Here is a 21,205-nt window from a genome sequence, read left to right on the forward strand (position 1 = left end):
GACCGGTTGGCTTGCCAAAGCCATGGCCGGGTAGCCAAGTCCGGAAGGGATAAACGCTGAAGGCATCTAAGCGTGAAGCCGCCCTCAAGATGAGATATCCCATTCTTAGTGAAGTAAACCCCCTTGAAGACGACGAGGTAGATAGGGCAGAGGTGGAAGTGTGGTAACACATGGAGCTGACTGTTACTAATCGGGTGAGGGCTTGACCAACCAGCCGAGGAAGCGGGCAAGGCAGGTAAGGGTCATACGGGAGCAAGCTTGCTTGTGGACGTATGAGCATTAGCTGACTTGAACATTTGCGAAGCAAATGACATCGAACGACGGAGTCGTGAGATGACCCCCGCTGGAGTAGCCTAAAAGAACAGGCGATGCAGCGCAAGCTGCGAGCCCGTAAAAAAAGGTAAATCGGCACGCAGGTTAAACTTGATTCAACAAAAACGATTAACCATCAACAAACACATGTATGTAGTTTTTAAGGTACAAACCTTAATAAATAATCCTCCTTAGCTCAGTCGGTAGAGCATGCGGCTGTTAACCGCAGTGTCGTTGGTTCGAGTCCAACAGGGGGAGTTTTTTTATGCCTGTAAACAGAGTGCTGTTTACAGGCATATTTATATTTTCACATAATATCTGTTTTAACTGAATCGGGCAAGTCTCCTGCGGGATGGCGAATCCTCAATCTGCAGACAAAATCCAGAAATTCAGTTTACTCTCATCATACTCGATCGAGGCTCTTTTTCCTGCAAAAAAATTCTCCAGAACCTGATACATTTCATCAAAATGTCCTTCACATGCACAATTCCCAAGCGGTTCGATCCAACAGGATTGTTTTCCACAAGCATCACGAAGATGAATGCGAAAATGAAGTCCCTGATCTTTAAGTAGTCCATTTAGTTCAATGATATCATTAAAAGAAATACAATACATAAAATCAACCTCCCGTCAAATAATTATTGTGGTTAGAAATATCATAGCAAAGAAAAGAAAAACAGGCAATACAGATGCCGGTTTTCCGACAACAGACTGGAAACTGTTTTCAAATCATGTTAAAATATATACTATAGTAAATTTTGTCAGTTCCCAGACATTTTGGTAATCAGATAAAAAATCATCTGATTCACTTAAGAATAATTATAAGAGAAAGAAGCAGACAGATAAGAATGGAAATATTTGATATCATAGATGAAAACGGAAATCCTACCGGAAAGACCGTAGAACGGAGCATTGCCCATGCAGAGGGAATCCGCCATCGCACTGCGCATATCTGGATCATCCGCCGGAAAAATGGAAGAACAGAGATCCTTCTTCAAAAAAGATCCAGAAACAAGGATTCTTTTCCAGGAAAATTTGATACTTCATCTGCAGGCCACATACAGGCAGGGGATGAACCGTTGGAATCAGCATTGCGGGAACTAAAGGAAGAACTGGGGATACATGCAGTGCCAGAAGATCTGCAGTTTGCAGGAAAATTCCCGATATCTTTTGCCAAAGAATTTCATGGAAAAATGTTCCTGGATGAAGAGATTGCCTTTGTTTATATCTACGATCATCCGGTAGAGATCGATCGTCTTACACTTCAGAAAGAAGAAGTAGAAGAGGTACAGTGGTTTGATCTGGAAGAAACGTATCAGCAGTGCAGACAGCACAGAGATAAATTCTGTGTTCCATTAGGAGGCCTGCAGCTTGTGCGGGAATTCATAAAAAATAACAACAATAACGAATATAAAGGAGAGAAACAGTCATGAGAAAAGATTTTGGTGCAAAACCTTATACCTATCCACAGCCAGTATTAATGATCGCCACATATGGCGAGGATGGCAAACCGGACGTTATGAATGCTGCCTGGGGCGGAATCAGTGATGATAAGGAAATTTCCATCTGTGTCAGTGAGAGTCACAAAACAACCGAAAATATTCTGAAAAAAGGCGCTTTCACAGTAAACATGGCGGATGTGGATCATATGACAGCCTGCGATTATGTGGGAATTGTTTCCGGAAACAAAGAGCCGGATAAATTTGCAAAAGCCGGATTTACAGCAGAAAAGTCCGAAAAAGTAGATGCCCCCATCATCAAAGAGCTTCCCATCTGTGTAGAATGTAAACTGAAAAGCTACGACAAAGAAACCTGCCGTCTGGTTGGTGAGATCGTAAATGTCAGCGTGGACGAACGTGTTCTGGACAAAAACGGAAATGTAGATGTAGCAAAAGCTGCACCGATCACGTTTGATCCGTTTAACAACGCATATATCCGTCTTGGCGAAAAGGTGGGCGATGCTTTTAAAGCTGGAGCTGCATTGAAATAAATAATATTTATGGAAACAAAAAAGTCTCTTTAAGAAGAAAGGATTGAAAAACCTGCCTTCTGGAAGAGACTTTTTTTATAATATTCCAAACTCTTTAACCAAATCAAGTAAGTCCCCTGCTTCAATTGCGAAAAGCAATAAGCAGTGGGTGGGGACTTGCTTGTATCAGGAGGAGTGCAAGCTCCTCCTGATAAACTGCGGAGCAGTTATTTGATGTAGAGCCACGTAACGAAGCGGATTGCGAATATCCGCTTGACATGCCTGGAAAATCCCGTCCTGATCATTACTTTTTGTTATAAAAGAAACAGCAGATGAAGCTACAGATCATATATGAACATAACAGATTCACGAAAAAACTTCGGATTATTCAGAAATTTCATGCTTGTATGTAAATATACGATATGATAACATAATCCATATATCATTTTTTGTAAAAAACATACAAAAAGGAGGAGCTGCCATGCGCCCAATGAGAGAAAAAATGCATACAGGAGAATTATATCTCCCTAATGACGATGAAATCTTTCAGGATCAGATCAGGAAACTGGACAGGCTTTATGACTTCAATATGACACGCCCTACACAGCTGGATAAAAGAAATGCTGAAAGAGATGTTTGCGGAGATTGGTGAAGATTGTTATATCGAGCCACCGCTTCACGCCAATATGGCAGGTGCATATGTCCATTTTGGAAAAAATGTCTATGCCAACTTTAACCTGACACTGGTAGATGACGGTCATATTTATGTTGGCGATTATACCATGATCGGTCCAAATGTGACCATCGCAACTGCGGGGCACCCGATCTTACCGGAGCTTCGTGAAAAAGGATATCAGTATAATATGGAAGTTCATATCGGTAAGAACTGCTGGCTGGGATCTGGAGTTGTTGTGTTACCGGGAGTTACTATTGGTGATAATGTTGTAGTTGGGGCCGGAAGTATAGTAACGAAGGATCTGCCTTCCAATGTGGTTGCAGTCGGTAATCCATGCAGGGTGCTGAGAGAAATGAATGAGCGGGATAAAGAATATTATTTTAAAGACAGAAAAATTGATTATTCTGAGATCGTTTAACCAAATCAAGTAAGTCCCCTGCTTCAATTGCGAAAAGCAATAAGCAGAGGGCAGGAACAGAGGCGTAAGCTTTTGCACATCAACAGATAATGCCGGGAGCAAAGGTCGAATGATCTTATGAAATATGAAACAGGTGGATGAGAACAGGAATGGATGAGGACCTGTCTGATGCTGAAAGAAAAGAGGAAAAATTATGGGAATGAATGAAACACCGTCAGCAGACCGTGTACATATCGGTTTTTTTGGCAGAAGAAATGCAGGAAAATCCAGTATTGTAAATAAAGTGACAGGTCAGGAACTTGCTGTGGTTTCCGATGTTAAAGGAACTACCACGGATCCGGTGAGCAAGGCCATGGAGCTGCTTCCAATGGGACCGGTTGTAATTATTGATACGCCGGGTATTGATGATGAAGGACATCTTGGAGAACTTCGAGTCCGAAAGGCAAAACAGGTACTGAACCGTGTGGATGTGGCAGTTCTTGTTGTGGATGCTACCCTTGGAAAAACCAATGTGGATGAGGAGCTGATCCACATTTTTAAAGAAAAGGAAATTCCGTACCTGGTTGTATACAATAAATCCGACCTTCTTTCGGAAAATCAGAAAATAAATGCGGATTTTCCGGATCGGAATCAGGAACCCTTCATTTACGCCAGTGCGGCAACAGGTCAGAACATCTATGAACTGAAAGAAAAGATCGCATCTCTTGCAGTAACCGATGATCTGAAATTACGTCTGGTAGGAGATCTCCTGGAGCCGTCAGACTTTGCGGTTCTTGTAGTACCGATCGATAAAGCCGCACCAAAAGGCCGCCTGATCCTTCCACAGCAGCAGACAATCCGGGATGTGCTGGAGGCTGGAGCAGCAGCCATTGTGATCAAAGAGAATGAGCTTTCCAATACTCTGGAAACTCTGGGTAAGAAGCCAAAGCTTGTGATCACAGACAGTCAGGTTTTTGCAAAGGTCAGCAAAGAAACACCGAAGGATATCTGGCTCACTTCATTTTCAATTCTGTTTGCCAGATTTAAAGGAAATCTGAAAACAGCGGCAGCCGGGGCAGCAGCCATTGACCGACTGAAAGACGGAGATAAAATCCTGATTTCGGAAGGTTGTACCCATCACAGGCAGTGTGATGATATCGGAACAGTCAAGCTTCCACGCTGGATCCGAAATTATACGGGGAAAGATCTGGAATTTGAGTATTCTTCAGGAAGAGATTTCCCGGAAGATGTGACGAAGTACAACTTGATCGTGCACTGCGGTGGATGTATGCTCAACGAGCGGGAAATGCGCTACCGTCAGAAATGTGCGCTGGACCAGGAAATCCCCATTACCAATTATGGAATTGCCATTGCTTACATGCAGGGAATCCTGAAACGATGTGTGGAAATGTTCCCGGATGTAAGAAAAGAGCTGGATGTTTAACCAAATCAAGTAAGTCCCCTGCTTCAATTGCGAAAAGCAATAAGCAGTGGGTGGGGACTTGCTTGTATCAGGAGGAGTGCAAGCTCCTCCTGATAAACTGCGGAGCAGTTATTTGGTGTAGAGCTACGTAGCGAAGCGGATTGCGAATATCCGCTTGACGAAAAGTCTGTAAAAAAAAGCCAGATGTTAAATACAACAGTGACATTAGGTTTCGGATGCGTAGAGAATTATGCTACGCTAATGATGGAACAGAAAGATATAGTAAATTTATGAAGCAGTTGTTTTTTGTACAGAATTGATTTCTGTGCAGAGAGCAGCTGCTTTTTGCATGCCATTCGTAAATCTGGAAATTTTTGAAAAAAGATAGTTTTATTTAACTTAACCAATTGACAAACAAAGAAAGTTATCTTAAAATAACATTGTTATTAAATAACGGCGTTATTGAATAAAGGAGACAATCATATGAGACCTGTAAATGAGAAACTGGCAGCAGATCTTCTGGAAGCAGGAAAGCAGGAATTTCTGGAAAAAGGATTTCAGGGAGCTTCCATGCGTGGGATCGCATCCAGACTGTCTGTGACCACAGGAGCACTGTACCGCTATTATACAGACAAGGAATCTCTGTTTGATGTACTGGTGGAAGAACCGGCCAGAGTGCTGGAAGAGAGATACCGGGCGATCCAGAGAAACTTTGCAGATCAGCCGGTGAAGGACCAGGTGCAGACACTTCCGGAGGTGTCTGATGAAGGTCATTCCTGGATGGTGGAATATATTTATGATCATTTTGATGCATTTAAACTGATCGTATGCTGTTCTGCAGGAACCCGTTATGAACATTATCTGGACGTACTCACAGAGATCGAGGTTAATTCCAGCATTGTCCTTATGGAAAAAATGAAAGAGGCGGGTTATCAGCCGGAAGAACTGGATGAGAATCTGATCCATATGGTGGCGAGCAGCATGTTTAACGGCATGTTTGAAACGGTACGCTACGATATGCCCAGAGAAAAAGCTATTTCCTATATGAACAGCCTGAGGGAATTTTATTCTGCCGGATGGTTCCGGTTACTGGGAATCAGCGGATCGTGACAAAGCAGAAGAGTGTAGTGGAAGTCAGTTTAATTATCTGATATCTGCAAAAAGGAGTTGATACATATGGAAAAAAAGAAAGAACCATCTCCAATATCCGTCGTATGGGGATGGGCAGAAAAATATCACAGTAAATTTTATGGTTCAGTAGTTCTGGCTGTACTTGGTGTGGCAGGAACCATGGCTGCGTATTTCAGTATTGCGGCGATGATACGCATTCTTCTGGAAAATGGAGATTTCAGCCAGTGCCTGCCATGGTGCGGTCTTCTTCTGAGCAGTTATCTGGTAAAGTCTGTGGGTTCTGCATGGTCCACGTCCATGTCCCATACAGCAACCTACTATACTCTGCGGGATATCCGTAAAAAAATGCTGGCCAAGCTTTCCAGAGTGCCAATGGGAACCATTCTGGATACTCCATCCGGACAGTATAAAACAACCATCGTAGACCGTGTGGAAGGGATGGAGCCCACGCTGGCCCATCTGATCCCGGAGATGACAGCCAACCTTCTGGTACCGGTTGCCATTGCAGTATATATTTTTGCACTGGACTGGAGAATGGGATTTGCTTCCCTTGTCACAACTGTGATCGGTATGGCCATCATGAGCCAGAGCGGAAGAACCTATGCAGTCCGCTGGGAAGGCGCAGTTGCAGTAGGAAAACGTATGGCAAATGCCATCATCGAGTATGTAGGCGGGATCCAGGTAGTAAAGGCTTTCAGCCAGTCCGCCGGATCTTATAAAAAATATTCCGGAGCAGTGGAAGAGAACGCACAGTACTATGTGGACTGGATGCATGACAACCAGAAATATATGTCCACCATGCAGACCTGGACGCCGTCCGTCCTGATCACCGTGCTGCCTGTAGGACTTCTTCTGTGGTCTCACGGCAGCCTTTCCGCTTCGGATTTTTTCACCATTATTGTCCTTTCCATGGGATTTGCGGGCCCGTTTCTGGCGGCTTTGTCCTTTGTGGATGAGCTTGCCATTGTGGGTGCCAACGTAAAAGAAATCAACGGTATCCTGGACAGCCCGGAACTGAACCGTCCGGAGGGAAAAACTTCTCTTTCTGATGAGAAGATCTGTCTGAAACAGGTATCCTTCAGCTATGGTAACCAGGATGAAAAAGTGCTGAAAGGCGTAAACCTTACCATCAACCCGGGAACAGTTACCGCACTGGTCGGACCATCCGGTTCCGGAAAATCCACCATTGCAAAACTGATCGCAGGTTTCTGGGATGTAACCGAAGGAAACATTACCCTTGGGGGAAAAGATATCAAAGAGATCCCTCTGGATCAGCTGAATCAGGAGATCGCCTATGTTTCCCAGGATAATTACCTGTTTGACCGTACCATCCGTGACAATATCCGTATGGGAAAATTAAATGCCACAGATGCGGAAGTGGAGGCAGTGGCAAAAGCTGCCGGATGTGACGGTTTTATCCGGAAGCTGGATAAAGGATATGATACCATCTGCGGCGAAGGCGGCGGACATCTTTCCGGAGGAGAGAAGCAGCGGATCTCCATTGCAAGAGCCATGCTGAAAAACTCGAAGATCGTGATCCTGGATGAGGCCACCGCAAGCATTGACCCGGAAAATGAGGCCATGATCCAGAAGGCCATCTCCGCACTGACAAAAGGGAAGACACTGATCGTGATCGCGCACCGTCTGGGAACCATCACCGATGCGGACAACATTGTAGTGGTTCAGGATGGTCATATTGAGGCACAGGGAACCCATGAGCAGTTGAAAGAAAACTGCCCGCTGTACAGCAAGATGTGGAATTCCTATCTGGGTGTCCGCGACGTGGCATAAGGGGGAAAGAGAAATGATCCGGATATTAAAAGAAATCATCGCCTTTTCAGGCAAAAAGAAAAAACTTTTTACAAAAGCCATGATCGTTTCCTTTATCGGAGCGGTCTTTGGAGCACTGCAGTTTCTGGCGCTGATGATGACGCTGGATATCATCGTAGGTGGGAAAGAAGCACATATTCTTCCGGTATTTGCAGTAATGCTGATCTCCATGCTGGGAAGGCAGGCCTGCTTTTACTATGCGACCAATGCGGAGACAGAAACCGGATATTTTATGGCAGCAGAGAAAAGAGTCCATATCGGAGACCGTCTGCGCTATATCCCAATGGGATTTTTTAATGACAACAGCCTCGGAAATATCACAGCAGTTGTTACTACTACACTTTCGGATGTGGAAAACAATGCGTCCAGATGTCTGGTCATTGTGATCGGAGGATTTTTAAATACTCTGGCTTTCTGTCTGGCGCTGTTTGTGATCGATGTGCGTCTTGGAGTGATCGCTATTATTGGTATTCTGGTTTACCTTGCAGTAACAGAATGCTCCACGGCAGCAACCGCAAAAACAGGCCCTGGAAGACAGCAGGCGCAGGAAGGACTGGTAAAATCTGTTCTGGAATATGTGCAGGGCATGAGCGTGGTAAAATCCTATGGTCTGGAAAAAGATAACGATCAGGCAGCAGCCAGGGCAGTGGATGACAGCTGCAAAAAAGCGCTGGCTCTGACAAGATCTGTGACACCGTGGATCGGTATCCGACAGGTAACTGCAAAGGTATTTGGCGCGGCGCTGGCAGTGGCAAGTCTTGTATTTTATTACAGTGGAAGCCTGGATCTTTCCAGATGTATCCTGATGCTGATCGCTTCCTTTATGGTATATCAGGAGCTGGAAAATGCAGGAAATATGTCCGACAATCTGCAGATGCTTGGGGAATCCATGCGGAAAGCAAATTCTATTGATGACACACCGACGATGGATACCGACGGCAGTGAAATCCGTCCGGAAGATGCATCTGTGGAATTTAAAAACGTAAGTTTCTCTTATGGTGACCGTAAGATCCTGGATGGCGTTTCCATCCAGATCCCGGCAGGAAGCACCACTGCGGTAGTAGGACCTTCCGGCGGCGGAAAAACTACGCTCTGCAATCTGATCGCCAGATTCTGGGATGTACAGGGCGGAGAGATCCTGGTAGGCGGCCACAATGTAAAGGAATACAAGCTGGACAGCCTGATGAAAAATATTTCCATGGTATTCCAGGATGTATATCTTTTTAATGACACCATCGAAAATAACATCCGCTTCGGAAAACAGGATGCCACCCATGAGGAAGTGGTGGAAGCCGCAAAAGCTGCCTGCTGTCACGATTTTATCATGTCCCTTCCGGAGGGTTATGATACGGTTCTCGGAGAAGGTGGTGGAACTCTTTCCGGCGGCGAGAAACAGCGGATTTCCATTGCAAGAGCCATGCTGAAAGATGCGCCGATCATTATCCTGGATGAGGCAACTGCAAGTGTGGACCCGGAAAATGAGGCGGAGCTGCAGAAGGCAATCGATGTGCTGATTCATAACAAGACCATTATCATGATCGCCCACAGACTGAAAACAGTCCGAAATGCGGACCAGATCCTGGTATTAAACGGAGGAAAGATCACTCAGAGAGGAACCCACGAGGAACTTTCCGCCCAGAGCGGTCTTTATGCAGATTTTATCCATGCAAGAGAAGAGGCAGCCAGCTGGAAATTGGCGTAAAGAAGATTTGTGCCTGAGATAAAAATAAGGGGTATTGCCGGCAGTTCTTAATAACTGCCGGCAAAATACATTCAGGAGATGTTTACAATTCCGGGAGAAAGTGCTATATTACTAGAGTTTGTATTTTAAAAATATAGAGGAGTTGTAAATAATGATCGACCAGGCACTTGCACAGGCTCTGCAAAAAGAGATTCCGGTACTTACAGCCCAGATCCGCAGCCTTTATGCGGAATTTGATAAAAAATTTCATCTCAATGGAGCGAAGATCCCCATTACTTTTGGCATGGAGCCGGACCTTCTTGGATCGTATACAAGAGGCAGTTACCACGAAAAAGAGCATTTTCATTTTTCCCTGCTGTTTATTGGCTATGCGGTAAAAAATCCTCTGAAAAAAGAGGACAGGCTGGATCTTTACAAACATGAATATGCCCATTATATGCAGCATAATTTTCACATTCCCGCAGAGTATCAGTGGCAGCACGGAACCCACGGAAGTGCCTGGAAATACTGCTGTTCCCTGACCGGCGCGGCGCCAACGCCATATTATAAAGCAGGGGAAGCACTGATGAAACACGACTACGAGAAAAAGCTCCGAAGCCCAATCCATGACCGGACAGTAACAGTACGGGATACTTACCGGAGAAAGCAGCAGCATGAAAATACCCGGAACAGCATTGTGCGCTACGAGATCGGAGAAGATGTGAGCCATCCGAAATTCGGAACCGGAAACATTGAACATGTGGAGCAGCTTCCAGGCTCAGTAAGGCTTCATATCCGGTTTGGAGAAGAATTGAAAGTGATCGATCAGAAGTGGCTTCTCCGGTCAAAATATAAATAGAACAAAATGGTATAAAAAAATCTCCGGCACAGAAAAACTGTGATCCGGAGATTTTTGAATTTTATAAATTCGATATTTTATTCAGAAACTTTCACAAACTGGCTGTTATAAAGATTCTGATAGAATCCGCCTTTTGCCATAAGTTCCTCGTGATTTCCCTGCTCAATGATACTTCCGTCTTTCATGACAAGGATCTCATCCGCATTACGGATAGTAGAGAGACGGTGGGCAACAATGAAGCTTGTTCTGCCCTGCATCATCCGGTCGAAGGCTTCCTGGATCAGCATTTCAGTACGGGTATCAATGCTGGAGGTTGCCTCGTCAAGGATCAGCATCGGTGGCAGGCACAACATGACACGGGTGATACAGAGAAGCTGTTTCTGTCCCTGGCTTAAGCTGTCTTCATAGAGAATGGTATTCAGGCCATTTGGAAGACGGCGGATAAATTCCCAGCTGTGGGACATTTTTGCTGCCTGGATCACTTCTTCATCCGAAGCATCCGGTTTTCCGATACAGATGTTGTCGCGGACAGTTCCATGTTTGATCCAGGTATCCTGGAGAACCATGCCATAGCTTCCGCGGAGGGCATGTCTGGAAACTTCGGTGATCGGTTTTCCGTCTACGGAGATACTTCCGCCGGTGACGTCGTAGAAACGCATTAGCAGGTTGATAAAAGTTGTCTTACCACAGCCGGTAGGACCTACGATGGCGATTCGTCGGCCAGGCTCTGTGTGAAGGTTAAATCCTTCAATGAGAGGTTTGTCCTCTTCGTAGCGGAAAGAAACATTCTGGATATCTACGGCACCTTTTACATCATCAAGAGTTCCGGACAGGTCCGGGCTTTCCGGTTTTTCTTCCAGAAGGTCAAAGATCCTGGTAGCGCAGGCCAGAGCGTTCTGAAGCTCTGTAATCACGGAGCTGATATCATTAAATGGTTTCATGTACTGGTTAGCATAGGCCAACAGGACGGAAAGCCCACCTACCGTCAGATGACCGCCCGGGATCAGGAATGCACCTACAAGAGCTACACCTGCATAGATGATGTTGTTGACACATCGTGTGGACGGGTTGGTGAGACTGCTGTAAAAAACAGCTTTCTGGCTGGCATTTCGAAGCTCCTCGTTGATCGAAGCGAAACGCTCCGAAGAACGGTTCTCATAGCCAAATGCCTGAACCACTTTCTGATTTCCGATCATTTCCTCGATCAGTGCAGTCTGACGTCCACGGGCATCACTCTGTGCACGGAACATCTGGAAAGAATGGGAGGAGATGAATTTTGCCACAAAAAAGCTCACCGGAGTCAGGACAATGACCATCAGTGTGATCCACACGTTTTTGGAAAACATGAAGATCAGAGTTCCGATGATGGTGATGATACCGGAAAACAGCTGTGTAAATCCAAGGAGCATACCATCAGAAAGAATATCCGTATCCGCAATGACACGGCTGATGATATCACCGGTGCTGTGTCCGTCCAGGTAGGACAGCGGAAGTTTCTGGATATGGCGGATGGATTTCGCACGGATATCCTGTACTGTGCGGTAGGTCATACGGTTGTTGATGATGCTCATGACCCAGGTGGCAATACCGGAAAGCACGATCATGACAAGAATACGGGAAAGATAGAATCCCATTCTGCCAAAATCAACTTCATGGGCAGCAACCACCTCATCAATGGCATAGCCGAAAAGTACGGGAACATACAGCTGCAAAATGACAGTAACTGCGGCAAGGATCACACTTAATACAAGAAGAAAACGGTATTTTCCGATAAAGCGGAGCACCTTGAAGAAGGTTGCCATGCTGTTTTTGTCTGTTTTGCTCATGCCAGGACCTCCTTTCCGGTTGCTTTTTCATATTTGATCCGTTCTTCCGGGAATTGTGAGAAAAAGATCTCACGGTAAGTTTCACAGGTGGAAACAAGCTCCTGGTGGGTTCCTTTTCCGGCGAGCTGGCCGTCGTCCAGTACCAGGATCAGATCGGCCTGGCGGATGCTGGCTGCTCTCTGGGATACCAGGAAAGTGGTGGTGTTTCCGCCAAGCTGATGGAGAGACTTCCGAAGTGCCGCATCTGTGGCAAAGTCAAGAGCACTGGCACTGTCGTCCAGGATCAGGATCTCCGGCTTTTTTACAAGGGCGCGGGCAATGGTAAGTCTCTGGCGCTGGCCACCGGAAAGGTTACGACCGTTCTGTTCCAGACGGAAATCCAGTTGGCCTTCTTTTTTCTCCACGATCTCACGGGCCTGGGCAGTGGTAAGAGCCTCCCACATTTCCTCATCTGTGGCATCTTCCCGTCCCCAGCTTAAGTTTTCGCGGATGGTTCCCTGGAAAAGCGCAGCCTTCTGAGGAACCACGCCGATTTTTTCCCGGAGCTCATTCTGTGAATAGGTCTGTACATTCTGACCATCCAGGATAACAGTTCCGGAACTTGCGTCATAGAAACGTGCGATCAGATCCACAAGGGTGGATTTACCGCTTCCGGTACCGCCGATGATTCCGATGGTAGAGCCTTTTTTTGCGGAAAAAGTAATGTCTGAAAGGCTGGGTGCGCCGGTTCCTGCATAGGAGAAGGTCACATGGTCAAAAGCAACAGCACAGTCGTTCTTTGCAGCTGCCGGTGCGGAAGTTTTCTCCGGGTAAGCCATGGTGGAGTCTACTTTTAGGATTCCGGCAACACGGTCTGCACAGGCCATGGATTTGTTCAGGGTAATGATCAGGGAAGCAAGTTTGATCAGCTCCACGATCATCTGTGCCATGTAGTTGTAGAGGGCAACGACTTCACCCTGCTGCATGTTTCCCAGATTGACCTGTACACCTGCAGTCTGGATCAGGATTACGGTTGCGATATTGATCAGCACATAGGTGGCCGGATTTAAAAGTGCGGAGATTTTTCCCACAAATTCATTCAGTTTTGTGAGAGCAAGGTTGCTTTCGTCAAACTCTGCAACTGCGTGATCTTCCCGGCAGAATGCACGGATCACACGGACACCGGTCAGGTTTTCTCTGGTAAGGCGTGTGACAGTATCCAGGCGTCCCTGTACTTTTTTGAAAAGAGGGATACTTAAGAACATGATCACAAAGACAAACAGGAACAGGATCGGGATGGCAACTACGAAGATCAGCGCACAGCGCACGTTGATAGTAAAGGCCATCACCATGGCACCGAAAACAATAAACGGGCTTCGAAGAAGAAGACGAAGGCCCATATTTACACCATTCTGTACCTGGTTTACGTCGTCGGTCAGACGGGTGATCAGGGTATCGGTTCCAAGGGTATCCAGTTCCGTATAGGAAAGCTTCTGGATGTGGTCAAAAACTGCCTGCCGTACTTCTGTGGCAAAACCTACACTGGCTTTTGCCGCAAAAAACTGGGCGGTAATGCTGACTGCCAGTCCTGCGGCAGCCATCAATATCAGGATAAAGAATTTCTGTACGATGTAGCCGTGATCGTTATGGGCAATACCCACATCAATGATCTGGGCAATGACGATAGGCACCAGCAGGTCAAACACAACTTCCAGAAACTTGAAAAAAGGAGCCAGAATGCTTTCTTTTTTGTAGTTTCGAAGATATTTTGCGAGTGTTCGCATTTCTTTTTCTTTCCTCCATTTCCTTTTTATTACAATAAACCTCTGTTATTATACTCTCTTCGGGATGATACGTATAATATTGTTTTTGATGCATTATAATATAAAATTTGTATTGAAGAAAACGTGAGTTTATGGGAAGATAATGATAGTATCTGCAAAAATGAAAAAATCATTAGTATGCAGATTCCAGATATCCGTTTGTTGAACAGAGACAGAGCGTGTTTGATGTGGATCATCCGGGAACGGAATGCGGAAATCACAGGAAATGTCATATACAATTAAAAGGAGGAAGATATGGAGATCAGACAGTTGGAATATTTTCATGAGATCGCGGCAACAGGAAGTATCCATGAAGCTGCAAGAAGGCTGAACATGTCCCAGCCGCCTTTAAGCTATCAGATCAAACAGCTGGAAGCGGAGCTGAATGTGAAGCTTTTTGAACGGACCAGGGCAGGAGTGACACTGACAGAAGCGGGAAAGCTTCTTTACGACAGGACGGAGAATATTTTAAATTATGTCCGTTCCACAGAGCTGGAAGTATCCAAGGCAGGAAAAAAGCAGGTCTTGCGTATCGGGATCACGCCCACTACGGTAACCACCATTATGCCTTATATTTCCAGATTTTCCAAGGAGAATTCGGATGTAAACTTTGAGGTACGGGATGCCATTACCTTTACACTTTTGAATTATCTTATGGATGGGATCATTGATGTCTCTGTGGTACGGACACCTATCAAGCTGGAGGGATTGAATTATCTGGAGCTTTCGGAAGAACCCATGATCGCGGTTCTTCCCCCTGAATTTCCGGAAAACGGTACAAAAAAAGAGGGCATCAGCCTTAAGGAGCTGACCAGACGCCCTCTTATTATTTACCGGCGGTACGAAGAATTTCTGATGAAAGCCTTTGGAGAAAAAAATCTCCAACCGGATATTTTCTGTGTCTGTGACGATCCCAGAGATGCCATGCTCTGGGTGCAGGAAGGTCTTGCGACTGCCGTTTTTCCAAGATCCATGGAAGATCTCTGTACAGATCTTCCGATCCGCATCATTGAAGAAGAGAAGCTGAAGACCAGGATCCTTCTTGCCTGGAAAAAAGACCGCAGGCCTTCCGCTGTAATGCAGGAGTTTATCAATATCTGTGAGGAATATAAAGAAATCAGTCTTTGAGATGTTCCTCTTTCCAGTGTTTCCACTTCTGAACGGCTTCCGGATTCTGTTTCTCCAGCCGTTCTTCCAGTTTCTTTCTGCGCTGTTCCAGCCGTTCCAGAACTTCCGGGTGTTCGGCCAGGATTTTTTCTTTTAGTTTGCCACGGCGTTTTTCCAGAAGCTGAAGGATCAGTCTCCGGTCGGAAGTCAGCTCTTCCGGCAATTCGTCCATATGTAACTCGATCCTTCGGAGAAGTTCATCCTCATCCAGAAGCCCCAGGCCATGCCAGTTATCCAAAAGTTCTTCCAGACCTTCTTCGGAGAGACGTTCAATATCCGGGATTTGGTGTAACTGCTCGATAATGTGATGGACAGATTCCTCGATCTCTTTTACTGCATCATCACCAAAAGCCCAGGCGAACTCTTCCAGGGTATTTTCTTCCTCTGCCGGAAGAAAAGCGATACTGCGGCGCAGAAGCTTTGTCTCGTCTTCCTTTGGAACATCCAGTTCATAAGGGGCTTCGATCCCTGCGTCATGCAGAGCAGCAAGAATGGTACGGCGGACCATACCGTCCTTGATCATATGACTGATGCCGAACTGACGCAGCTGGTCATTGATCTGAGTGGAATGTTCGGTGAGGTAAAAACGGATCCCACGTTTTTTCAGGCTTGCAGAGATGGCATCCAGCCGGTCGGCAGCAGTAACGTCAATGCTGTTGATGGCACTGGCATCTACGATCACTACTTTCGTATCTTTCTGGATGCTGTTCTCAATGTCCTCCTGAAAGATCTTTACATTTGCGAAAAACAGGTTTTCACTGAAACGGTAGATGACAACGCCTTTGATGGGATAGGCGTAACGGTTTCTGGAAAGATCAAAATAAACATCTCTGCCCGGGATCATGCCACGGAAAGAGCGTGGCGGGTTGGTAGCTTTCAGGATCACAGCTACGAAAGAGAGCAGGATGCCAATGATAACGCCGTAGATAGTTCCAAGGCAGAGCACGCTGAAACCGGCAGCCATAAAAATGTAAAATTCTGTCCGGCTCACCTTGAAAAGACGCACAGCCAGATGGGTTTCCACCACATCCATCAGAGCAGAGATCACAATGGCTGTCAGCACAGGAACCGGAAGATATCCGATAAAGCCGGTGCCAAAAAGAAGAATCAGAGCCATGGTGATCCCGGCAGTGATGGAAACTGCCTGAGATTTTCCTCCGTACTGTTCATTGAGGGAGGTGCGGGAGATACTGCCGTTTACTGGGCAGCAGCCTACTGCGGCGGCAGCAATATTTCCGGCGGCACAGGCCAGGATTTCCTGACGGTCGTTCAGCTTATAATCATTGCGGAACGCAAAGGTATTCTCTGCAAGAAGAGTTTCTGCCATAATGACAACAGCAACCATAAGGCCGCGGCCTGCTGCCTGGGTCAGATCAACATTTCCGAAATCCGGGATCACCAGGGAAGGAAGGCCACGTTCTACAGACTGCAAAAGCACAACGCCCTTTTCATCCACATGAAAAACAACGGTGGAGAGAACACCCAGGGCCATGATCGCGATGGCCATGGGGAATTTCGGCGCCAGTTTTTTGAATATGCGGATCAGTATCAGCGCACCAAGTCCCATGCAGAGGGAAAGCCAGCTTATATTTTTTGCGGCAGCGAAGATATGCTCTGCCAGCTCCAGAAGTTCACCGGAACCGGCCGGGCTTCCCATCAGCTTCGGGATCTGCATCAGGATGATGGTGACTGCGATACCGCTGATAAAACCACCCATAACAGGTGTGGAGATAAAGTCCACGATCTTATCTGCGTGAAGCAGAAAGAAGATAAACAGCCACAGACCTGCAAAAAGTGCAATGGCAGGGACATAATCCATGGCGGCTTCCGATTCCGCGGCAATGCCAAGGGTAGACAGTGCGCCGCCTACAATGGCAGCAGGTGCCGCGTCAACTCCGAAGATAAATTGCCTTGAAGTGGAAAAGAGCGCAAACAGCAGGATCGGCAGAACAGAACCATACAGTCCGTATACCGCCGGAATTCCGGAAATCTGGGCATATCCCATGGAGATAGGAATGGAAACCGCGGCGATGATGATACCGGAAAAAATATCTTTGAGAAGGTACTCTTTCCGGTAGCCCCGCAGCGAGGAAAACAGGGAAAGCTTCATATAGTCACATCCTTTTCTGAAAAATATGTTCTATTATATACCAAAGAGAGCCTGCGGGAAAGAAGCAAAGCAAAGGTTCCGGGTGAAAAATCGTGGACAAAGGATATCTGCCATATTATAATAAATGCGAAATTACAGCTGTGGGGATGCGAAATCCTGTACTTTTGCTGTGTGAAAAAGATCATCAATGAAAGGTTAAGATATAAATGAAAAAAGCGATCATAGCAATGAGCGGCGGTGTAGACAGCTCCGTGGCAGCTCTTTTGACAAAGGAATCCGGTGACGAGTGCATCGGTGCAACCATGAAACTTTACAACAACGAGGATATCGGTGTCCACAGGGAAAAGACCTGCTGTTCCCTGGACGATGTGGAGGATGCCAGAAGCGTAGCCTATCAGATGGATATGCCTTACTACGTATTTAACTTTACCGCAGATTTCCATACAGAAGTCATGGACCGTTTTGTGGAGGCTTACGAAAACGGCTGTACACCCAATCCATGTATCGACTGCAACCGTTATCTGAAATTTGACAAAATGTTCCACCGTATGCAGGAGATCGGCTACGATTATATTGTAACCGGACATTACGCAAGAGTGGAATATGATGAGAACAGAGGACGCTATCTTCTGAAAAAAGCAGTGGACGACACCAAGGATCAGTCCTATGTGCTCTATATGCTGACCCAGGAACAGCTGGCACATGTAAAACTTCCTCTTGGCGGCCTTCGGAAAGATCAGGTCCGTGTCATTGCCGAAGAGCATGGTTTTATCAATGCCAGAAAACATGACAGCCAGGATATCTGCTTTGTGCCGGATGGCGATTATGCGAAATTTATCGAGAAATATACAGGCAAAAAAACACCGGAAGGTGATTTTGTAGATAAAGAAGGAAACTATATCGGACGCCATAAAGGAATCATCCATTATACCATCGGTCAGCGCCGTGGCCTTGGTATTCCGGCAGCCAGCCGTCTTTATGTCTGCGAGATCTCCCCGAAGACCAATACAGTTGTTCTCGGTGACAACGCAGATCTTTTCAGCAGTGAGCTTGAGGCAGATAGTGTAAACCTGATCTCTGTGGATAATTTAAGTGAGCCGAAGAGAGTGACTGCCAAGATCCGTTACCGTCATAAAGAGCAGCCAGCCACTGTATGGCAGACACCGGACGGCATCCTTCATGTGAAGTTTGATGAACCTCAGAGAGCGATCACAAAAGGCCAGGCTGTGGTAATGTATGACGGAGACGAAGTTGTAGGCGGTGGCGTTATAAATAAAATCTATAGCCAGTCATAAATAAAGGTGAGAACCTAAATAGATAAACCCCATTGACATACTAGGAAAAGGGTGATATGATTGCATCATCAAAAAACGGAGCACACAAAACAAGGTGAGCAACGTGATGATCAGGAGGAAATCATGAAGGTTTTACAGAAGTCAACAAGGGTGTTTATCGAAGAAAAGCGAATGTGTTGTTGTCGCTGATAAGCAGATGATCATAAGATAAGAAATTACTATTTTACCGAATATAAGAATAAAAGAAAAGAGGACAAACACATGAGCAAAATTACAAGAGATCAGAGAAAATTTAAATTTGAGACATTACAGCTTCACGTAGGACAGGAACAGCCGGATCCGGTTACAGATGCAAGAGCAGTACCAATCTACCAGACATCTTCCTATGTATTCCGCAACTGCGATCATGCAGCAGCACGTTTCGGACTTGCAGATGCTGGTAACATTTACGGACGTCTTACAAACCCGACAGAGGACGTATTCGAGAAGAGGATCGCAGCACTTGAGGGTGGCTCCGCAGCACTTGCAGTAGCATCCGGTGCAGCAGCTATCACATACACGATCGAGAACCTTGCACAGCAGGGAGATCACATTGTAGCAGCCAAAAATATTTACGGCGGTACAACAAACCTTCTGGAGCATACGCTTCCGGCATACGGAATCACAACAACATTTGTTGATGTATTCAATCTCGAGGAAGTGGAGAATGCGATCCAGGAGAACACAAAAGCTGTTTATATTGAGACTCTTGGAAACCCAAATTCTGATGTTGTAGATATTGAGGCTCTTGCAAAAATTGCTCACAAACATAAAATTCCGCTTGTTGTAGATAATACATTTGCAACACCATACCTCGTAAGACCAATTGAGTACGGCGCAGATATCGTTGTTCATTCCGCAACAAAATTCATCGGTGGCCACGGAACTACTATCGGTGGTGTGATCGTAGAGAGTGGTAAGTTTGACTGGGAGGCATCCGGCAAATTTGCATCTCTTACAGAGCCAAATCCAAGCTATCATGGCGTAAGCTTCACAAAAGCATGCGGACCGGCTGCATTTGTTACAAAGATCCGTGCGATCCTTCTTCGTGACACAGGAGCAACCATTTCTCCAGTAAGCTCATTCATCTTCCTTCAGGGACTTGAGACACTGTCTCTCCGTGTAGAGCGTCATGTTGAGAACGCACTGAAGGTTGTACAGTATCTGAATGATCATCCGCAGGTAGAGAAGGTTCATCATCCGTCTGTATCCACAGATCCAAGCCAGCAGGAGCTTTACAAGAAATATTTCCCTAACGGCGGCGGTTCCATCTTTACATTTGAGATCAAGGGAGATGCACAGAAGGCAAAGGATTTCATTGATAACCTTGAGCTGTTCTCACTTCTTGCAAACGTTGCAGATGTGAAATCCCTTGTTATCCATCCGGCTACTACAACACATAGCCAGTGCACAGAGGAAGAGCTTCTTGATCAGGGAATCAAACCAAACACAATCCGTCTTTCTATCGGAACTGAGAATATCGATGATATTATCCAGGATCTTGATGAGGCATTCAAAGCAGTTCAGTAAATAAGACAATTAAATAAGAAGAACACCTTCTAAATCAATAGCACAGAAAAATCTGCTCCGGGACGTATGAGAATATAGTTCCGGGGCAGATTTTTTTTAGGCGGCTTCCACAAGTTCTTCCAACGTTCCGAAAGTATATCCCATCTCTTTCCATTTCGTCAGCAGTTCATCCAGGATGGAAGCGTTTGTAGAGGAAGTGCTGTGCAGCAGCACAATAGCACCCGGATGGATGCGTCCCAGTAATTTCTCGAAAGCTTCTTCTTTTGAGGGCTGTTTATCCTGATACCAGTCCACATAGGCCAGGCTCCAGAAAAACGTGTGATACTCCAGATCTTTTGCCATCTGGAGGTTTTCCGTGCTGTAGATCCCCTGTGGCGGACGGTAAAATTTTGTCATTTCTTTTCCAGTTGCTTCTTTATAAAGAGCCTCCACATCTTCAAGCTGTTTCTGAAAAGCTTCTTTTGTGGAGATACCGGACATATCCGGGTGAGTCATGGTGTGGTTGCCAACGGTATGGCCTGCATCCACAATTTCCCGGATCAGTTCCGGCTTTTCCCGGATCAGGGTTCCCACAACAAAAAATGTGGCATATACCTGATGTTTATGTAAGGCGTCCAGAATGGCAGGCGTGTTTCCATTATCATAGCCTGCGTCGAAAGTGAGATATATTTTTTTCTCATCAGTATCATCTGCGTACCAGGCATTGTATTTTTTCAGTTCCTCTATGGAAGCATTTCCTGTAGGCCGTGTGCCCTTCTCCTGAAAACCAAGCCCCCAGTTTTCACTCTGAGAAGACAGAGAAGCAGAAGAGGGCCGGCTGTTTTCCATAGAATTCTGGTCGGATCGTGATCCGGAAGAAAAATGGGAAGAAATCTTTCCCACAAGACTGCCAAGAGCAAAAGCCATGACAAAGAAAAAGATAAGGCGGTAGATATGTTTTTGTTTCATGGGAACCTCGGAGAAAATGGAGTTATTAATATGCTTATGAACGTACAGAGGAAGATATGAAGACAAATGATAATGAGGATAGGTTCAGCAGAATATTCAGGAGAGCCAGAGATAAATAAGCAAAAAATAAGAGCCATCAGCGATCAATTTCTTCTGCCGATGACTCTTTCAATTTTCATTATCCAATGGAATATACCTCTCATTTCTTAG

15 protein-coding genes, 1 tRNA gene, 1 rRNA gene and 1 pseudogene are annotated in these 21,205 nt (G+C 45.8%); 13 read left to right on the forward strand and 5 right to left on the reverse strand.

The window, feature by feature from the left end; translation table 11 throughout:
• Together GPK88_RS18555 and GPK88_RS18560 are read left to right on the forward strand one after the other, a co-directional pair.
• Positions 1 to 210: ribosomal RNA gene (locus tag GPK88_RS18555) — 23S ribosomal RNA — on the forward strand; the annotation flags it as partial.
• 287 nt (positions 211 to 497) lie between these two features.
• A tRNA-Asn gene (locus GPK88_RS18560) sits at positions 498 to 570 on the forward strand.
• 105 nt (positions 571 to 675) lie between these two features.
• On the opposite strand, the gene GPK88_RS18565 is transcribed toward GPK88_RS18560, so the two are convergent.
• Positions 676 to 927, reverse strand: a complete 252-nt coding sequence (locus GPK88_RS18565) for an RDAC family protein (RefSeq protein ID WP_021977951.1) — start codon at positions 925 to 927, stop codon at positions 676 to 678.
• A 233-nt stretch (positions 928 to 1,160) separates the two neighbouring features.
• Here GPK88_RS18565 and GPK88_RS18570 point away from each other — a divergent pair, with 233 nt between their 5' ends.
• The 8 genes and pseudogenes from GPK88_RS18570 (at position 1,161) to GPK88_RS18605 (ending at position 10,278) form a co-directional block, all read left to right on the forward strand.
• Complete coding sequence (locus GPK88_RS18570) at positions 1,161 to 1,745, forward strand: NUDIX hydrolase (protein WP_148448869.1); 585 nt, start codon at positions 1,161 to 1,163, stop codon at positions 1,743 to 1,745.
• Entirely contained in the window at positions 1,742 to 2,302 is a 561-nt protein-coding gene (locus GPK88_RS18575) for a flavin reductase family protein (protein ID WP_148448871.1), read from the forward strand. The genes GPK88_RS18570 and GPK88_RS18575 overlap by 4 nt, the downstream gene beginning before the upstream one ends.
• 460 nt (positions 2,303 to 2,762) lie before the next feature.
• Positions 2,763 to 3,375: pseudogene (locus tag GPK88_RS18580) on the forward strand (sugar O-acetyltransferase).
• Between the two features lie 193 nt (positions 3,376 to 3,568).
• Positions 3,569 to 4,798 carry a [FeFe] hydrogenase H-cluster maturation GTPase HydF gene (gene hydF, locus GPK88_RS18585; RefSeq protein WP_021977955.1) on the forward strand — a complete coding sequence of 410 codons (1,230 nt, stop codon included), beginning with the start codon at positions 3,569 to 3,571 and terminating at the stop codon, positions 4,796 to 4,798.
• A gap of 462 nt (positions 4,799 to 5,260) precedes the next feature.
• Positions 5,261 to 5,887, forward strand: coding sequence for a TetR/AcrR family transcriptional regulator (locus tag GPK88_RS18590; RefSeq protein WP_148448872.1), 627 nt, complete (start codon positions 5,261 to 5,263; stop codon positions 5,885 to 5,887).
• A 66-nt stretch (positions 5,888 to 5,953) separates the two neighbouring features.
• Positions 5,954 to 7,699 (forward strand): ABC transporter ATP-binding protein, encoded by a 1,746-nt coding sequence (locus tag GPK88_RS18595; protein WP_148448874.1) that lies wholly within the window; start codon positions 5,954 to 5,956, stop codon positions 7,697 to 7,699.
• 13 nt (positions 7,700 to 7,712) lie between these two features.
• Positions 7,713 to 9,440 carry an ABC transporter ATP-binding protein gene (locus GPK88_RS18600; RefSeq protein ID WP_173772292.1) on the forward strand — a complete coding sequence of 576 codons (1,728 nt, stop codon included), beginning with the start codon at positions 7,713 to 7,715 and terminating at the stop codon, positions 9,438 to 9,440.
• 151 nt (positions 9,441 to 9,591) lie between these two features.
• A complete protein-coding gene (locus GPK88_RS18605) occupies positions 9,592 to 10,278 on the forward strand; it encodes a hypothetical protein (protein ID WP_173762787.1) in 687 nt (228 codons plus the stop codon).
• A gap of 77 nt (positions 10,279 to 10,355) precedes the next feature.
• On the opposite strand, the gene GPK88_RS18610 is transcribed toward GPK88_RS18605, so the two are convergent.
• On the reverse strand, positions 10,356 to 12,104 hold the full coding sequence (locus GPK88_RS18610) for an ABC transporter ATP-binding protein (protein WP_173762788.1): 1,749 nt from the start codon (positions 12,102 to 12,104) through the stop codon (positions 10,356 to 10,358).
• The gene (locus GPK88_RS18615; RefSeq protein ID WP_173762789.1) at positions 12,101 to 13,867 is read right to left on the reverse strand and encodes an ABC transporter ATP-binding protein; all 1,767 of its coding nucleotides are present in this window, start codon (positions 13,865 to 13,867) and stop codon (positions 12,101 to 12,103) included. Before GPK88_RS18615 ends, GPK88_RS18610 begins: the two co-directional genes overlap by 4 nt.
• A gap of 294 nt (positions 13,868 to 14,161) precedes the next feature.
• Here GPK88_RS18615 and GPK88_RS18620 point away from each other — a divergent pair, with 294 nt between their 5' ends.
• On the forward strand, positions 14,162 to 15,034 hold the full coding sequence (locus GPK88_RS18620; RefSeq protein ID WP_173762790.1) for a LysR family transcriptional regulator: 873 nt from the start codon (positions 14,162 to 14,164) through the stop codon (positions 15,032 to 15,034).
• Here the strand turns inward: GPK88_RS18620 and GPK88_RS18625 are convergent.
• Positions 15,024 to 17,183: a SulP family inorganic anion transporter gene (locus tag GPK88_RS18625; RefSeq protein WP_173762791.1), complete on the reverse strand. Its 2,160-nt coding sequence runs from the start codon at positions 17,181 to 17,183 to the stop codon at positions 15,024 to 15,026. The two genes, GPK88_RS18620 and GPK88_RS18625, sit on opposite strands and share 11 nt — an antisense overlap.
• A 206-nt stretch (positions 17,184 to 17,389) precedes the next feature.
• Between GPK88_RS18625 and mnmA the strand changes: the two genes are divergently transcribed.
• Both mnmA and GPK88_RS18635 read left to right on the forward strand, forming a co-directional pair.
• The gene (gene mnmA / locus GPK88_RS18630) at positions 17,390 to 18,478 is read left to right on the forward strand and encodes a tRNA 2-thiouridine(34) synthase MnmA (protein ID WP_173762792.1); all 1,089 of its coding nucleotides are present in this window, start codon (positions 17,390 to 17,392) and stop codon (positions 18,476 to 18,478) included.
• Between the two features lie 261 nt (positions 18,479 to 18,739).
• Positions 18,740 to 20,047 carry an O-acetylhomoserine aminocarboxypropyltransferase/cysteine synthase family protein gene (locus GPK88_RS18635; RefSeq protein WP_015526804.1) on the forward strand — a complete coding sequence of 436 codons (1,308 nt, stop codon included), beginning with the start codon at positions 18,740 to 18,742 and terminating at the stop codon, positions 20,045 to 20,047.
• Between the two features lie 96 nt (positions 20,048 to 20,143).
• Here GPK88_RS18635 and GPK88_RS18640 read toward each other — a convergent pair whose 3' ends face one another.
• The gene (locus GPK88_RS18640) at positions 20,144 to 20,995 is read right to left on the reverse strand and encodes a polysaccharide deacetylase family protein (RefSeq protein WP_173762794.1); all 852 of its coding nucleotides are present in this window, start codon (positions 20,993 to 20,995) and stop codon (positions 20,144 to 20,146) included.
• Positions 20,996 to 21,205 lie beyond the last annotated feature (210 nt).

Origin of the sequence: Blautia sp. MCC269, from assembly GCF_018785655.1 — a bacterium.
Taxonomy (GTDB): domain Bacteria; phylum Bacillota; class Clostridia; order Lachnospirales; family Lachnospiraceae; genus Blautia_A.

What these genes read in the sequence shown, in the direction of transcription:
- GPK88_RS18595 (WP_148448874.1), top strand. Translation starts at nt 5,954, where the DNA reads ATGGAAAAAAAGAAAGAACCATCTCCAATATCCGTCGTATGGGGATGG.
- GPK88_RS18600 (WP_173772292.1), top strand. Translation starts at nt 7,713, where the DNA reads ATGATCCGGATATTAAAAGAAATCATCGCCTTTTCAGGCAAAAAGAAA.
- GPK88_RS18570 (WP_148448869.1), top strand. Translation starts at nt 1,161, where the DNA reads ATGGAAATATTTGATATCATAGATGAAAACGGAAATCCTACCGGAAAG.
- GPK88_RS18565 (WP_021977951.1), bottom strand. Translation starts at nt 927, where the DNA reads ATGTATTGTATTTCTTTTAATGATATCATTGAACTAAATGGACTACTT.
- GPK88_RS18590 (WP_148448872.1), top strand. Translation starts at nt 5,261, where the DNA reads ATGAGACCTGTAAATGAGAAACTGGCAGCAGATCTTCTGGAAGCAGGA.
- mnmA (WP_173762792.1), top strand. Translation starts at nt 17,390, where the DNA reads ATGAAAAAAGCGATCATAGCAATGAGCGGCGGTGTAGACAGCTCCGTG.
- GPK88_RS18575 (WP_148448871.1), top strand. Translation starts at nt 1,742, where the DNA reads ATGAGAAAAGATTTTGGTGCAAAACCTTATACCTATCCACAGCCAGTA.
- GPK88_RS18635 (WP_015526804.1), top strand. Translation starts at nt 18,740, where the DNA reads ATGAGCAAAATTACAAGAGATCAGAGAAAATTTAAATTTGAGACATTA.
- GPK88_RS18610 (WP_173762788.1), bottom strand. Translation starts at nt 12,104, where the DNA reads ATGAGCAAAACAGACAAAAACAGCATGGCAACCTTCTTCAAGGTGCTC.
- GPK88_RS18615 (WP_173762789.1), bottom strand. Translation starts at nt 13,867, where the DNA reads ATGCGAACACTCGCAAAATATCTTCGAAACTACAAAAAAGAAAGCATT.
- hydF (WP_021977955.1), top strand. Translation starts at nt 3,569, where the DNA reads ATGGGAATGAATGAAACACCGTCAGCAGACCGTGTACATATCGGTTTT.
- GPK88_RS18640 (WP_173762794.1), bottom strand. Translation starts at nt 20,995, where the DNA reads ATGAAACAAAAACATATCTACCGCCTTATCTTTTTCTTTGTCATGGCT.
- GPK88_RS18620 (WP_173762790.1), top strand. Translation starts at nt 14,162, where the DNA reads ATGGAGATCAGACAGTTGGAATATTTTCATGAGATCGCGGCAACAGGA.
- GPK88_RS18605 (WP_173762787.1), top strand. Translation starts at nt 9,592, where the DNA reads ATGATCGACCAGGCACTTGCACAGGCTCTGCAAAAAGAGATTCCGGTA.
- GPK88_RS18625 (WP_173762791.1), bottom strand. Translation starts at nt 17,183, where the DNA reads ATGAAGCTTTCCCTGTTTTCCTCGCTGCGGGGCTACCGGAAAGAGTAC.